A 15,760-nucleotide genomic window follows, 5' to 3' on the forward strand; every position below is an offset into this window, starting at 1 on the left:
TTCAATATTATTAATACCATCTTCTGGTAAATAACCTGAACAATGTTTCAGGGTTTAAAGTGACAATAAACCTAATTTTTTGGTCATATCTGTCTAATCCTGGCTCCCAACCGTTACTTGTATATAGCGGAAAATACAATTCAAAATAATCTGCAACAAGATTGAGTCGAACACCGGTATCAAAAAAAGTTTGAGTACCCAAACCTCTGTTATTAACCATACCCACATCACCATATGCATATATCCAACGCCAAATGTTGGTGCTTGAATTTAAAGTTAATATCCAACGATTGGCAAAAGGGGTTTCAAATTTTGATTTAAAACCACCTTCAGCAATAATCAACTGTTGGCTAAATAAACCAGTACTTTCTGAACGCCCGTAGTAATTGTAATCAAACATGTAATCAGTGGGACGATCGAGTGCAAAACTGAAATAATCTGAACCAGAGCGATCATTATTTTTTAAGAAAGCTCCGGCAAAAAGTCTTAAGTTTAATTGGCGGTTATTTAAAAAGAGTTTCCTGTATTGGATAGTGGCATATATTTTTTGAAATTTATCGGCCAACTCATAATCAAGCTTATAAGTAAAATGGTCTATTAAGTTTACATTGGCATAGACATATTGAAAATTTATAACATTGTAGTTTGGTTCTTCAGGAATAACTACATCTAGATCAATATCTCTTTTTACATAGACATTTCTTAAATTGATAAAACGTCTTTTATTACTTCTCAGGTTTTTTTCCCTGAAAGCAAGTGTGCTCCAAAAATTAAATTTATTGTAAAATAAATCCGTGTTATACGAAAACCTGTTATAAGAAGTTCCAAACCGAAGGGAGTACATTTTTTTGTTTTCAAAATCATGAAAATACCTTAAACTACCTCCACCAACAAATGTTTTTGAAGTAAAGCCAAACTGAGGATCAAGTTTGAAAAGAAAGTTTTTTGCCAATACTGTTTTATTGTATAGTCGAGAACCTATAGTAAGGCCGTCATATAAGTTGTATTCAAATATTGGAATGACAAAAAGTTGATGATATTCAGGATCTTCAACATCTTGTAGTACCCTAACCTGAATAGGTTTGTTAAACAAGCCACTGGTTTTTTTGTAATTATTTCGTTTGTTGAATTCCGGTAGGATTTGATGATAATCAATAGCAACCCTATCTGCACCATAAGCTGGGATGGTGATTGTTTGTGTGCTGTCAAAACCTTCTTGCCATTGGGTATGGACTATGTTTTTTTTATACATTCCGAAAAGAGGAAAGGGCATTGCGTTTTCACGTCTGTTCTTTATTGTGACTTTGAGTGAATCATCACTGGGTTCAATTTTTTTAATTTTATAATCCAACTTTTTGTTTGTGCTCACAAACTCCTCAAAAAACCAATTGATGTTTTTTTGAGTGTTTGATTTTAAGATAGTTTCAAAAGAAGAGACTGAAGTGCTTTTGAGCGCATATTGATTGTAAAACTCCTGAATACTTTTTGATAAGGTTTCACCACCCAAATAGTTTTCCAGGTAATTTAAACCAACACCACCTTTATATCCTGAAGCAATTTCTGCATTGAATTTAATGAGCGAATCTCTGGAAGTAGTTAATGGCTGGTCAATGTTTAAGCGTGCAGAATTCAAGTGTAAAAGTGGATATTGGTCATTAAAATTTAATTGAGCACCGTGAAACCATCTTAACCCCCATACTTTACTGAGGTTGCCAACTATTTTCATGTCAGGATAATAGCGATCTGTATATTTTTTGATTAGATATATTTGTAATGCACTTAATAGCCAGTGTTCCTCACGAGGATTGATTTGAATGGTGTTTTTAATATAAACACCGGTGATGGTTTTAAGTTGTTCAATATCATATTGAAAACCATCAGGAAATGGTCTAATAAAGTTAGGTAATTGATTGAGTCCCCAAGCAGGGTTTTGCAAGTAATCTTCATTAGAGACTACCATTTTTTTGAATGGATAGGGCCCTAGCTCTTGTTCAAGATACTTAATAATTCGGTCAATCTGAATGGCTTTTAATGGTGGATACAAACCTTTGTCATCTATACTGGTGTGAACTTCAAGATCATCAGTTATTATCACTTCAAAAGCTGGCTCCTGGTTGAGATAGATTGTAGCTGCATTTCGTTTAATTCCAAAGAGTTGTGTGTTTTTAAAACCATTTTCCTTTCTTTGACTCAACACATCAAGTTGGGAAGTTAAATGAAAATAATCTGGTGTTTTAAAGTTTATATTAATGTTTGAAAGCGGCATATAAAAGTCATCCAGATTTTTATGGCTGAAATGTTTCCAGTCTTCATTAAAAACTGCGGGGGTTATAAACCAGTACCTTAAATTATAGTCACCATTTTTGAGATGTCCATATCGAGTAAATTTACTGTCAGGTAATTTCACTTCATATACCAGATTGAATGTATAACTTTCACCTGGTTTTATGGGTTTGTGAGGAGTAGCTTTTAGAATATCCCTTTCTTTGCCACGTTCCCAATGTAAATTATTGAGTTCTTCGTTTGAAATAGAATGAACAATAGTTTTACCTCTTTTGTGACTTCGTTCAAAATGAAACTGGCTTTGAAAATTATCTGTAAATCGTTTAGCCAGAGGTGTTGTTTTTTTTGAAAAGGCATTTGCCCAATCGAGAAAATAAATAGTGTCCAGTGTATTCTCTGAAGTGTTTTTATAAACTATCTTTTGGCGTATTTGAAGAAGATGCTCTTTAGTTTCCAGCTTAACATCAATATGGAGGTCATGTTGTGCCATACTATTTAAAGTGCACAACACCAGAATGAAACACAAAAATTTAATCTTCTTTTTCAATTATCTTTTAATAAATTTATATGTTTTGTTGTAAGGTGCAACTTTTAAGTAATACATTCCCGAAGCAACTCCTGATAAATCTATTTGTATTTGTTGGTTATTTGAATTGTTTACTGTGTTTATTTTTTGTCCTAAAACATTATAAATTTCAAATTCTAATTGGTTTAAAACCTGGTTATTTATTTTTAGTTCTAAAATGTCCGAAGTAACATTTCCCTTAGGGAAGGTAATTAATTCTGTCGCTGTAAAGTTTGAAGATGATAAAGTTCTGTCAGTTTGAAGCTCCATAACAACAGGTAAGTGGTCGCTCATTAAATATAAATTATCCCGCAAGCTTTGTTCATATAAGCCATTGCATTCGGGAGAGTCAATTCTGTCATTAAAGCAATTACTGTTATTTCCATAAGCTTTGTAACTGTTTTCTACATAGGTCATTTCAGGATTGTCAAACATATTCTCAGAAAGAAGAATGAAATCAAAGCGGTCATCAAGTCCACCGCCTGCTCCTCCTCCAAAGCCTGAACTACTCAAACGAGTGCTTTGAGTGTGTAAATAAGAGAAGCTGGCATTATTATTCCATGATCCGGGAGCATCAATGGGGTCTGCAAATGTTATTGAATTATCTGGATCCAAGAGATGTTGATATGCAGGTTCAGAAGCTGTGTATACGTTTAAATCCCCGGCAAAAATCACGTAAGAATCTGAATCTATTGCCGCCAGATAATTTGTCAGTTGAGTAACCATTTGCAAACGTAATTGCTGGTTGGATGTTCCTGTACTTGACTTTAGATGTGTTACGTATATATCAAGATACAAGGGGTTTGTTGCTTGGTCTATGGTGTTCATCAATAATCGATATCTGTTAATATCTCTTACGGTTGTTGTAATAATATCTATGGCAGCTAATGAAAATTTTTCTGATTTGAAATACATCATTTGTTGCAACTCAGCATTTCCTGATTGATTATCAAAATAGGGCGCTCGCTCATAACTAGTGCCATTTGCATTTAAGGAGTTGTTTAAAATAAGGTCTGCACCAAATTCGTTTTCCAATTCACAAATCATAAAAATGTCAGGATCATAAGTATCTAAAATACCTTTAAGTAACACAGGTCTGTTTGAAGGTGGAGCAGATGGAAAGTCAAAAACATTGTAAAACATGGTTTTAATTGTTTCTTGGGCAAAGAGCCCTTGAAAAACAAATAAAAGGAGATAGAGAATGTATTTTTTTAAAGGCATTTTTAAATAATTAGATTAAAAGTTTGGACTTAAGTTGTATTCTCCATAGAAACTGTCCAAAATATGTAAAACTTCATCTTCAGTATCAACTAAATGTAACAGGTCAATATCACCAATGCTTATGTTTTGAAATTTTTCTGAGAGTGTGTTTTTGATCCAGTCTATTAATCCTGACCAGAATTCAGTACCTACCAAAATAATTGGGAAACTGTCAATCTTATTGGTTTGAATGAGAGTCAAAGCTTCAAAAAGTTCATCAAGCGTTCCAAAACCTCCGGGCATCACAACAAATCCTTGTGAATACTTCACAAACATTACTTTTCTGACAAAAAAATAATCAAAGTCAAGACTTTTATCGCTATCAATGTAGGGGTTGTCATGCTGTTCAAATGGAAGTGCAATGTTGAGCCCTACTGAGGTTCCTCCGGCAAGATGTGCACCTTTGTTTCCTGCCTCCATAATACCCGGGCCACCACCTGTAATCACACCATAACCACTTTCAGTAATTTTTTTAGCAATTTTTTCGGCCAACTTATAATATTTGTTTTCAGGCTTTGTTCGAGCAGAACCAAAAATAGATACACATGGACCAATGCGGCTCATTTTTTCATATCCATTTACAAATTCTCCCATTATTTTAAAAATTGCCCAGGAGTCATTAGTTTTTACTTCATTCCATTCTCGGGAGTGTTTATCTCTTCTCATATATCTATATTACTATAACCGGTTAATTTGATTTTATCCTAATGCTGTTTGCTAAATTAATTCTTTTTTTAAGAATCTTGCAGTATGACTGCTTTTATGCTTAATAACTTCCTCAGGTGTTCCGGTAACGATTATTTCTCCGCCTTTTTTTCCTCCTTCGGGGCCAATATCAATAATATGATCTACAGTTTTGATCACATCCAGATTGTGTTCTATGATAACAACAGTATTTCCTTTATCTACCAGTTTATTCAAAACCAACAGTAATACCCGAATATCTTCAAAGTGAAGCCCTGTTGTGGGTTCATCGAGAATGTAAAGCGTGCTTCCGGTGTCTCTTTTAGAAAGCTCAGTTGCCAATTTTACGCGCTGGGCTTCTCCTCCTGAAAGTGTTGTAGATTGCTGTCCTAAGGTGATGTATCCCAAACCAACATCTTGTATGGTTTTTATTTTTCGGAATATTTTTGGAATGTGTTCAAAAAACGGAACGGCTTCATTTATGGTCATTTCCAAAATATCATAAATTGATTTTCCTTTGTATCTGATTTCGAGTGTTTCTCTGTTGAATCGTTTTCCCTGACAAGTCTCACATTCTACATAAACATCGGGCAAAAAGTTCATTTCAATCACTTTCAAACCCCCACCTTGGCAGGTTTCACATCTTCCACCTTTTACGTTAAAACTAAAACGACCCGGTTTATACCCTCTAATCATTGCTTCGGGCATTTTAGCAAATAGATTTCTAATTTCTGAAAATACACCGGTATAAGTCGCAGGATTGGAACGTGGTGTTCTGCCTATTGGTGATTGATTCACATCAATCACTTTGTCAATGTGCTCAAGACCTGTAATCTTTTTATAGGGAAGTGGTTTTTTAACTCCGTTGAAAAAATGGGCATTTAAAATAGGATAAAGGGTTTCATTAATCAAGGTAGATTTACCACTTCCGGAAACACCGGTGATTCCCACCATCTTACCAAGTGGAATTTCCAATGTTACATTTTTAAGATTGTTTCCGGTAGCGTTTTTTAGGACTATTTTTTTATTGGTTCCTTTTCTTCTTTCTTTTGGTATTTCAATTTTTTTGGTGTTGTTGAGGTAGTCTGCAGTAAGTGTTTTGTGTGTTTTCACATCTTGTGGTTTACCTTCAGATATAATTTCACCACCATGTTTTCCGGCAGCTGGACCAATATCAATGATGTGGTCTGCTTTTTCAATCATATCTTTATCGTGTTCAACCACAATGATTGAATTTCCAAGGTCTCTAAGTTGCTCAAGTGCGTTGATGAGCCGAGCGTTATCTCTTTGGTGCAAACCAATGCTGGGCTCATCAAGAATGTATAAAACGCCTACAAGCTGGGAGCCTATTTGAGTTGCAAGGCGAATGCGCTGTGCCTCTCCTCCAGAGAGAGATTTAGAGCTTCGGTTTAGTGAAAGATAATTTAACCCCACATCTGTTAAAAACTGAATTCTTGAATTGACTTCTTTTAAAATTTCTTCAGCAATTTTAAATTGTTTTTTTGAAAGTTTTTCAGGAAGTTCTTTAAACCAAAGTTGGAGTTCGTCAATATCCATTGCAGCCAGTTGTGCAATATTCTTATTGTTTATTTTAAAAAATAGCGACTCTTTTTTTAATCTGCTGCCTTCACACTCAGGGCAGGTTATATGATTCATAAATTCTTTTGCCCAGCGTTTCAGTGAAGTAGACTCATTGGTGTTATAGGTGTTTTGAATGAAATTGGCAATACCTTCAAAATCAATTTTGTAGTTTCTTGTAACTCCCAGAGATTTGCTCTCTATTTCAAATTTTTCTTTACCGCCATATAAAATCATTTCAACAGCTTCTGCCGGAATTTTTTCAAAGGGATCCGTAAACTTAAAATTGTATCTTATTGCGATTAATTCCAGCTGTTTGAAAATCCAGTTGTTTTTTTGAGGTCCCTGCGGAGCCAAGGCTCCCTGCTGAATTGATAATTTTTTGTTGGGTACAATTTTATCAACATTCACTTCATGAAGATGACCTAAGCCATTGCAGTTGGGGCACATACCTTTAGGCGAATTGAATGAAAAATTATTGGGCTCTGGAAGCGGGTAAGAAATTCCTGTTTTGGGACACATCAGTGCTCTGCTAAAATATCTTACTTCTTGCGTGTCTTGTTCTAGAAGCATCAAGATATTTTCCCCATGATACATCGCTGTCTTAATGGCTTCGTTCAGGCGATTTTGGATTGATGTATTTTCTCCAAGCTGTAATCTGTCAATAACTATTTCAATATCGTGGGTTTTATACCGGTCAACTTTCATTCCTTTTGTAATATCTAAAAGTTCACCATCAACTCTTACTTTTAGAAACCCTTGTTTTGCAATTTGTTCAAAAAGATCTCTGTAGTGACCTTTTCTACTGCGTACTACCGGAGCTAAAATTGTAACTTTTTTATTGGAATAGTCTTTTGCTATGAGCGATTTGATTTGCTCATCACTATAACTCACCATTTTTTCACCGGTGTTATAGCTATATGCATCTGCAGCTCTTGCATAGAGTAGCCTTAGAAAGTCATATAATTCAGTAATTGTACCTACTGTTGATCTGGGACTTTTGCTGGTAGTTTTTTGTTCAATAGCGATTACCGGCGACAGTCCATCAATTTTATCAACATCGGGGCGTTCAAGGCCTCCTAAAAATTGGCGGGCATAGGCTGAAAATGTTTCAATATATCTGCGTTGGCCTTCTGCATAAATTGTATCAAAAGCAAGCGAAGACTTTCCACTACCTGAAAGCCCTGTTATTACTACTAATTTTTCTCTGGGAATTTGTACATCAATATTTTTTAAGTTGTGTACGCGTGCACCTAAAACAGTAATGAAATCGTCATTTTTTGTCATAGCTGCAAAGATACTTATTTCACTTCAAAATTTTAGGGTTCAACTTATTGTGAACTGTTAAATAAAAGGAAAGATTTTTTGGATTTAAACTTCTATCTCTTTGGTTAAAAACTGATAGAAGGAAGTCATAATGTAAAAGATGGTTCCGACAGTCACAGAAATGCTTAAAATAGCCAGGAATGAATGCAGGTCAAACATTTTGTAAATCAAGGGTAATAATACCCCACAAAAGACTAATGTTATAAAAATAGTAAAAATGTAGTTGACCATTTTAGGTAATTTTTGAGCTGCAAAAGTTTGAAACTGGTAGAGTTTTGGAATTACATCCTTATTCATATACTCGCCTAATTTTGACAGAAAAACTTCATTAAAAGAAGAGTCTTCAAAAGCTTCGCTGTCAATTGACTGTGCTAATGTCATTATTTTATCCTGATGGCGCTCATAGACTGCGTCAAGGTCAAGAGCACTTTTATAGGTCCCAAATTTATAACCAAAATAATACCAAAGCCCCGAACCACATTTGTGTTCCAACCATTTTTCTACAATGGCTTTATCGTAATGGCGGGGGTATCTAATGTTTTCTGTAACAATTTTTTCTTTGGGTGAAGTTAAAAGCAGTGCTTTTAATTCCAAATAAAGATTTTCAGTATCTTGGTATGGGTGGTTTTCCTGTAAAAATTCAATTGCGAGTTTTGAATAGCCTTTATAAAACTCCTTTACTTCGAAAAAGTTTAAGTTGGCATATTCCTCATCAAGGTATTGCTTCAGGCCCGGAAGCCACATTTTTGAGCGATACAGTAAGTCAATGATATTTCTAAAATTGTGCATTTTTTGTGTCACATTATCTAAATCTGAGACGATATTGTTTCTTTTGTTTCTGAGATTAATAACAATTGTAGCCAGATAAAACATTATAACTACTGCCAGAACACCACTTATGATAAGAGTAGTGTTTAAAATCGAATTTAGAATATCTATAAACTCTGGAGAATTATAATACCTGTCCCATAAAAAATAACCAATGGTAATAACAAGTACACCACTTAATATGAGTGGTATAAGAGCAACTAGATCTTTTAGAAAAGATTTATATCCCATTTAATGTTATCCAGTAAGAAAGAAGGAGATTAAAGTAAACTTTAATTCAAGAAAGTTTGCGGTAAAAATCAGTATATATTGGATTTTCTTACAAAATAATCAAATTTAAATTGTCAAAATTATTTTAATTTTTTTGTATTAAAACCCGGTAAAATTAATCCCCAATTGTATTACTGTTTATTGTTTAATGTGTTAGTTATTAGTTAACAAGTGCGCTAATTTAGTAAAATTCTTACAATAAGTAGTAAATTACTTACATAAATTAATATTTTCAATATTAGAAAGTCAATTTAGACAGAAATAAATTTAATTCCTACAAGTCATTTTTAGCAGTCAAAATTAAGGAATGAAATTGATCAAAGATCAAATTGTTTATTTATTTCATTAAGTTTTTGATTGGAAAAGGGTATCAGTTCATTGAAAAAATCAGTGAATTCTTTTTCAAAATTTGAGTAGTATTTTTCAAGTTCAACAACAGCCAGGTTCATCTTTGATTTGTTTTTTGTGCGAAAGTTCATTTGATAAAGTATTTTGCTGATACCGGGAATAGTAGCATAACTCAAAAGCCAGTTGTCAGTTAGCATGTAAGGTAACATTCTCTGAATGCGATTTGGCAGCACTTCATGATATTCGTTTAACAGGTTGTAGAAGTTTTCAACATAAATATCAAGAGGAATATCGCTGTATTCGCTCCAGTTTTTTGCTAAAAAATGATCATAGAGTATATCAACTATAATTCCGCTGTAGTGGCCATAGTTTTTGTGAAGTCTTTTGGTGCTTTGTCTTACAATGGGGTGTGCGTCTGTATAAGTGTCAATTTCTCTGTGTAATAAGATGCCTTTTTGAATGCCTATAGGGTAATTTAAATAGGTGTTCCCTTTAATACCATCAGCGATAAAATTTCCGACAATAATATCTTTATCGTTTCCTGATAAGTAAATATGAGCTAAAAAATTCATAAGGCAATTTACAAAATACCTTTCAAGTAATCCCGTTTTGGAATTGTATATTTGTTTTGTTATTCTGTGTGAAAAATGAATATAAACTCATACGAATTACAGTTTTATATTTTTACTTTCTAAAATCAATATTTAAAATGACTTTAATAAAATCAATTTCTGGAATTCGAGGCACAATTGGAGGAACTACAGGAGAAAATTTAACTCCTATAGATGTCGTGAAATTTGCTTCCGCTTATGGTAGTTGGGTCAAAGAGCAACGCAACAAAGATAACTATCGGGTTGTTGTGGGTCGTGATGCCAGAATTTCGGGCGAAATGATTCAGGAACTTGTGATGCAGACCCTAGTGGGATTAGGCATTCATGTAATTGATTTAGGACTTTCAACTACTCCAACTGTTGAAATAGCAGTAACTGAAGAACACGCAGATGGCGGTATTATTCTAACAGCAAGCCACAATCCTAAGCAATGGAATGCTTTAAAACTTCTCAATAACAAAGGAGAGTTTTTAAATGATAATGAAGGTAAGAAAATCCTTGAGATTGCAGACTCAGAAAAGTTTCAATTTTCTGAAGTTGATCATCTAGGTGAAATAACAAAAAACGATGCTTACATAGATATTCATATAGATAAAGTGCTTGATTTGACTCTTGTTAATGAAGACGCAATCAAAGCGGCAAATTTTAAAGTTGTGGTTGATGCCGTTAACTCAACCGGCGGAATTGCCATTCCTCTATTATTGGAAAGACTGGGAGTTCATACCGTAAAATTGTATTGTACACCAAATGGAGATTTTCCTCACAATCCTGAACCGCTTAAAGAGCACTTGGGTGAAATTTCAAAACTTGTGGTACAAGAAAAAGCTGATTTAGGCATAGTAGTGGATCCGGATGTTGACCGTTTGGCTCTAATTTCTGAAAATGGTGAAATGTTTGGAGAAGAGTATACGCTGGTAGCTTGTGCTGATTATGTTTTAAGTAAAACACCCGGAAATACGGTTTCAAATATGTCTTCCTCAAGAGCGCTGCGAGATGTGACTGAAAAACATGGCGGCAACTATCAGGCGAGTGCGGTGGGTGAAGTGAATGTGGTAAAACTTATGAAAGACATCAATGCCATAATAGGAGGAGAGGGAAATGGAGGTGTTATTTACCCTGAGTCCCATTACGGAAGAGATGCATTAGTAGGGATTGCATTGTTTTTAAGTCATTTGGCTGAAAAGAAAATGAATGTAAGTAAACTAAGGGCTTCTTATCCATCTTACTTTATGAGCAAGAAAAAGATAGCACTTACACCTGAACTTGATGTTGATGGTATTCTTCAGAAAATCAAAGAAAAATATGCTTCCGAGAATATCACAACAATTGACGGAGTTAAAATAGATTTTCCGGAAAATTGGGTGCATTTAAGAAAATCAAATACAGAGCCAATTATTAGAATTTACACTGAGGCTAAAAGTCAACAAGAAGCAGATGCATTAGCAGATCGCTTTATTAGTGAAATAAAATCGATTAGTTAAAAAGCTGAGACAGTATTTTAATCCTTTTTATGTTTCCAGCGTTTATGAGTCCACAGATAAAACTCAGGAGATTCGCGTATTTGTTCTTCTACACGTTTGATAAACATATCTGATATTTGGTAGTCCGGTACAGAACGAACATCTTCAGACAAAACTTCAAATGTAGCTTCATAAAAGCCTCTTTTAATTTTTTTGACTTTTAAATAGATTACGTTCATATCAAATCGTTTTGAAAGCATTTCTGCGCCGGTATGAATTGGTACTTTGTGCCCCATAAACGGAGCCCAGTGATAGGCTTTGGCAGCTTTAGGGGATTGATCACTTGCAAAGCCGTAAACACACAATCTACCTTCTTCATCATTTTTCTTCATTACATCAATCGTTTCTTTTGTGTTGATTAAATACGCTTTAAACTTTGAACGAATATCTTTGATTAGTTTGTCAAAATAGGGGTTACGAAGCTTTTTATATATTGCAAAACCATCAAAAGAAATGACCCTGTTCATAGAAATTACCCATTCATAACTTGCGTAATGTGCAATTAACACGGCAATACTTTTCCCCTTTTTTTCTAAATCCAGATACACATCCAGATTACTGAAAGTGAAACGTCTTTCAATTTCTTTTTGTGATAGATTCATAGTCTTTATCATTTCCAAAAACATATCACATAAATGTTTGTATGACTTTTTCTCAATCGATAATCGTTCTTTTTTAGATAGGTGGGGAAGTACAAGAGCTATATTACTGCGTACAGTTTTTTTTCGATATCCAATGATGTGATAAATAAGAATGTAAATAAAATCAGATAAAACATAAAGTAATCTGAATGGCAAAATTGATATAAACCAAAGCAGCGGGTAAAAAATGATGTATGCCAGTAATTGCATGAAAGTATTTTTTGCAAATATAAGAGTATTTACATACCAAAAATATAGGTATGGATTTCTATTTTAATAATAAATTAGTTTGGAACACTCAATATTTAATTAACTTCGTACATATTAAATTTCAATTCATTTATGGGTACCTTAAGTTTAGTTACGATTCTTATCATAGCAGCAAATGTTTTAATTTCTCTAAAAGGGTTCAATGATTTTTCCTTTTTTGAAAAATATAAATTTAATGTGGCGTCAATTCATAAAGGTGAATATTTCAGGATATTTTCTTCTGCTTTTTTGCACGTAAATACAGCTCATTTACTGTTCAATATGATCACGCTTTATTTTTTTGCAGAAGTAGTCATACAATCGCTGGGAACAGTGGCATTTTTGATTGTGTATATTATGAGCATCCTTGCAGGAAATTTGCTCTCTTTTTTCTTTCATAAAGATGAATATCATTACACCGCTGTGGGAGCGAGTGGGGGAGTGATGGGGATTTTGTATGCAGCCATCTTATTGTATCCTGATATGGGCTTGTATTTGTTTTTTATACCCATTGCGATTCCTGCCTGGTTATTTGGTATATTATATTTGTTTTATACACTTTACGGAATGAAAAAGCAATTTGGAAACATTGGTCATGATGCTCACTTTGGAGGTGCTATCGCGGGCTATGTGCTCACTTTGGCATTTGCACCTTCATTACTAACACACCAATTTTGGATTGTTGGTTTATTAGCCATTCCTATCGTAGTGCTTTTTGTTTTACAGCGAACAGGAAAACTTTAATGTTTTGGCTCAACAATTGAACTTGACTTTTAAACTACAAATTCTTAAAAATATGAAAAACTACATTTTAATTCTTGTGCTTTTGATTTCAAGCGGAATTGCAGCTCAGCATATTCCACAACCTCATGTAAGTGTTTCAGGTGAAGGTATTGTAAAAGTAGTGCCCGACCAGGTAAAGATTCAAATGTCAGTTGAAAACACCGGTAATGATGTTATTCAACTAAAAACCCAAAATGATAAAACAGTAGACGCGGTTCTTAAACATATCAAGCAGTTTAATGTTCAAGACAAAGATATCCAAACACAACACGTGCGTCTCAATAAATCCTATGATTACAACAAAAAAAGTTATTCATATAGTGCAAGTCAAACACTCACGGTCTTATTGAAAGATTTAAGTCAATATGATGCGTTAATTTCCGGATTGGTTGAAAAAGGTATCAATAGAATTGACGGAATTGTATTTGGAAGTAGTCAAAGCAAATCATTGCAAAAGGAAGCCCGTAAAAAAGCCATTGAAGATGCTAAAATGAAAGCTGAAGAATATGCTTCTGTTTTAGGACAATCTATCGGAAAAGCTATTCAAATAACCGAACCCTCAAATTACTCGCCTCCCAATCCTCTTTACAGGATGGAAGCGATGGCAGTATCAGACTCCGGAAATCAAACACTTGCGGTAGGTGAAATAGATATTACACAATCTGTGCAGGTTGTTTTTGAGTTGAAATAAAAAAATATTCCCGATTTTTAAAATCGGGAATATTTTTATTCTGTTAGTAGTTCTGCGACCTTTTGACCCAATGCCGGTCCTCTTAAGTTTTTAGCAACTATTTTTCCGTTTTCATCTATTATAAATGTAGCCGGAATTGATCTTACTCCATATTCCCTTGCGATTGGGTCATCCCAATATTTAAGATTTGACACGTGATACCAATCCATTTTGTCATCTTCGATTGCTTTTAACCATTGTGCTCTTTGGTTTGGTCTATCAAGTGAGACACTAATGATGTTAAACCCTTTATCTTTATATTGATTATGCACCCTTACCACATTTGGGTTTTCAACTCTGCAAGGTCTACACCAAGAAGCCCAGAAGTCTATCAAAGTAATTTTGCCCATAGCGTCTTTTAAGGAAAGTGTATCACCATCAGGTGTGGGACCTGAAAAATCTGGAGCCTGATTCCCAACTTCAGCACCTTTTAATAATTGTTTATTGACTTCGATTAGCCTACTAAACACATTTTCTACATTATTCTTATCTCTTTTTTCTAAAAGGATTTCTAATTCGTTATATGTTACTTCTTTTTTTGCTATCATTTCATTGAGAAGCATTAAAGCTAAAAGAGAGTTGATATTATTATCTACAAATTCTTTTTTGAACACCTGCTCTTCGTTTGAAATGAGTGCAGCTTCAGTTTGTAACCTGACCAAATCATTATTTGACATAGCTTGACGCGCTTCTGCCATTTCATTTTGAAGTTCTGTTTTGCGTTTATTAAACTTTAATAATTCGTTCTTAAATTCATTAAATAAATCATTATCCTTGCCACCTTTGAAAGTTGACTCATATAAGTTGTTCAAGTCAAAGTTTGCTGCAATATTATCATTTTTATAAAAGAAAATAAGGGTAGTATTTAGATTTCTGAAATTAAGTAACCCAACCTGTGTTTGTTTTTGTTTATCAATTTCAAAACTGAATTTTCCATCTCTAATTTCAAGTGTATCAATATCAAAAGGTTGATTGTTTTCATTTACGTTTTGAAAATAAACCTTTGAACCATCCTCTGCACCATCAATTGTTCCCGAAAATGTGATTGTACTTGATTGGTCACAGGACTGTAAGAGAAGTAAAATTAGTATGAAGCTTAAGTATCTCATTTTGTATTTTTTTTGCAAAGGTATAGAACAGAAGACGAATAATCTTTAAAAATTTTTAAAATCAAATTAAACTATTCTTCTAAATTTTTAATCGAAATGGTTTCAGAACGAAATTTATTTTTTCCAAAATCCAATGTTCTGATGGGGAAAGGAATATTGATATTATTTTCATTATATGCTTTCTTAATAGCCAAAATTCCATTACTTTGAGCATCAAGAATTTCTAATCTCCCTCTTACATCGGTCCAAAACCGAATGATGTATCCTATTGAACTATCACCAAATTCAGTATAAAAGAATTCAATCTCTTCATTGGGTAGTTGTTTAAAAATACCTGCGATTGCTTCAGTGGTGATTTTTTTTACAAATTCAAGGTCACTTTCATAACCAACACCACAACTTACAGTAATTCTCGAACGTGATGAGTTAGAAAAATTTTTAAAAGGGGCATCAATTAATTTTGAATTTGGGATTACTACAGCGTTATTATCCGCCTCAATAATCGTTACACTTCTAAGGTTGATATCTACAACTTTACCTTCGTGTCCATTTGTGATTATCCAATCTCCAATTCTAATATTGGGCAAGAAAGATAAAATAAACCCTGAAAAAGTATTGTGTAAAGTGCCTTGCAAAGCCAAGCCGATTGCTAAACCAACAACCCCGGCACCGGCAAGAACTGATGTCAATACCTTATCAAGATCCAGTATAGCTAGAGCTGAAAAAAAACCTATCAGAACAATTACAATAAATGATGTTCTACCAATAACTGATTTAATAGATTCTTGTCCTACTTTCTTTAATAAATAATTTTTGATAAATCGGGAAATATGCTTTCCGGCATACCAAAAAACCACAAAAGTCAAAATAGCAAGAAAGAAGTTAGGCGTTTTTAAAATAATCGACTCGCCCCATCCCATTAATTTGTCTAAAACTTTTTGTAGTGCATCATCAAAATTAAAGTTGTTAAACATA

12 protein-coding genes are annotated in these 15,760 nt (G+C 33.8%); 3 read left to right on the forward strand and 9 right to left on the reverse strand.

The window, feature by feature from the left end; all coding sequences use genetic code 11:
* Positions 1 to 10: 10 nt before the first annotated feature.
* From IEV69_RS06945 to IEV69_RS06970, 6 genes are all read right to left on the reverse strand, one after another.
* Entirely contained in the window at positions 11 to 2,773 is a 2,763-nt protein-coding gene (locus tag IEV69_RS06945; RefSeq protein WP_188440894.1) for a gluzincin family metallopeptidase, read from the reverse strand.
* A gap of 57 nt (positions 2,774 to 2,830) precedes the next feature.
* Positions 2,831 to 4,069, reverse strand: coding sequence for a T9SS type A sorting domain-containing protein (locus IEV69_RS06950; protein WP_188440896.1), 1,239 nt, complete (start codon positions 4,067 to 4,069; stop codon positions 2,831 to 2,833).
* 15 nt (positions 4,070 to 4,084) lie between these two features.
* On the reverse strand, positions 4,085 to 4,774 hold the full coding sequence (locus IEV69_RS06955) for an LOG family protein (protein ID WP_188440897.1): 690 nt from the start codon (positions 4,772 to 4,774) through the stop codon (positions 4,085 to 4,087).
* 51 nt (positions 4,775 to 4,825) lie between these two features.
* Complete coding sequence (gene uvrA, locus IEV69_RS06960) at positions 4,826 to 7,657, reverse strand: excinuclease ABC subunit UvrA (protein ID WP_188440899.1); 2,832 nt, start codon at positions 7,655 to 7,657, stop codon at positions 4,826 to 4,828.
* A gap of 84 nt (positions 7,658 to 7,741) precedes the next feature.
* Positions 7,742 to 8,755: a hypothetical protein gene (locus IEV69_RS06965; protein ID WP_188440901.1), complete on the reverse strand. Its 1,014-nt coding sequence runs from the start codon at positions 8,753 to 8,755 to the stop codon at positions 7,742 to 7,744.
* Between the two features lie 356 nt (positions 8,756 to 9,111).
* Positions 9,112 to 9,714: an acyl carrier protein phosphodiesterase gene (locus tag IEV69_RS06970; protein ID WP_188440903.1), complete on the reverse strand. Its 603-nt coding sequence runs from the start codon at positions 9,712 to 9,714 to the stop codon at positions 9,112 to 9,114.
* Between the two features lie 137 nt (positions 9,715 to 9,851).
* Between IEV69_RS06970 and glmM the strand changes: the two genes are divergently transcribed.
* Positions 9,852 to 11,234, forward strand: coding sequence for a phosphoglucosamine mutase (gene glmM / locus IEV69_RS06975; protein WP_188440905.1), 1,383 nt, complete (start codon positions 9,852 to 9,854; stop codon positions 11,232 to 11,234).
* A 17-nt stretch (positions 11,235 to 11,251) separates the two neighbouring features.
* Here the strand turns inward: glmM and IEV69_RS06980 are convergent, their stop codons facing one another.
* Complete coding sequence (locus IEV69_RS06980) at positions 11,252 to 12,124, reverse strand: lysophospholipid acyltransferase family protein (protein ID WP_188440907.1); 873 nt, start codon at positions 12,122 to 12,124, stop codon at positions 11,252 to 11,254.
* Positions 12,125 to 12,256: 132 nt separating this feature from the next.
* On the opposite strand from IEV69_RS06980, the gene IEV69_RS06985 reads away from it, so the two are divergent.
* Both IEV69_RS06985 and IEV69_RS06990 read left to right on the forward strand, forming a co-directional pair.
* Positions 12,257 to 12,907 (forward strand): rhomboid family intramembrane serine protease, encoded by a 651-nt coding sequence (locus IEV69_RS06985; RefSeq protein WP_188440909.1) that lies wholly within the window; start codon positions 12,257 to 12,259, stop codon positions 12,905 to 12,907.
* A gap of 52 nt (positions 12,908 to 12,959) precedes the next feature.
* Positions 12,960 to 13,637 carry an SIMPL domain-containing protein gene (locus IEV69_RS06990; protein ID WP_188440911.1) on the forward strand — a complete coding sequence of 226 codons (678 nt, stop codon included), beginning with the start codon at positions 12,960 to 12,962 and terminating at the stop codon, positions 13,635 to 13,637.
* Positions 13,638 to 13,672: 35 nt separating this feature from the next.
* On the opposite strand, the gene IEV69_RS06995 is transcribed toward IEV69_RS06990, so the two are convergent.
* Together IEV69_RS06995 and IEV69_RS07000 are read right to left on the reverse strand one after the other, a co-directional pair.
* The gene (locus IEV69_RS06995) at positions 13,673 to 14,785 is read right to left on the reverse strand and encodes a TlpA disulfide reductase family protein (RefSeq protein ID WP_188440913.1); all 1,113 of its coding nucleotides are present in this window, start codon (positions 14,783 to 14,785) and stop codon (positions 13,673 to 13,675) included.
* 71 nt (positions 14,786 to 14,856) lie between these two features.
* Positions 14,857 to 15,759, reverse strand: coding sequence for a mechanosensitive ion channel family protein (locus IEV69_RS07000; RefSeq protein ID WP_188440915.1), 903 nt, complete (start codon positions 15,757 to 15,759; stop codon positions 14,857 to 14,859).
* Position 15,760 lies beyond the last annotated feature (1 nt).

The sequence above is a fragment of the Planktosalinus lacus genome, assembly GCF_014640155.1.
GTDB lineage: Bacteria > Bacteroidota > Bacteroidia > Flavobacteriales > Flavobacteriaceae > Planktosalinus > Planktosalinus lacus.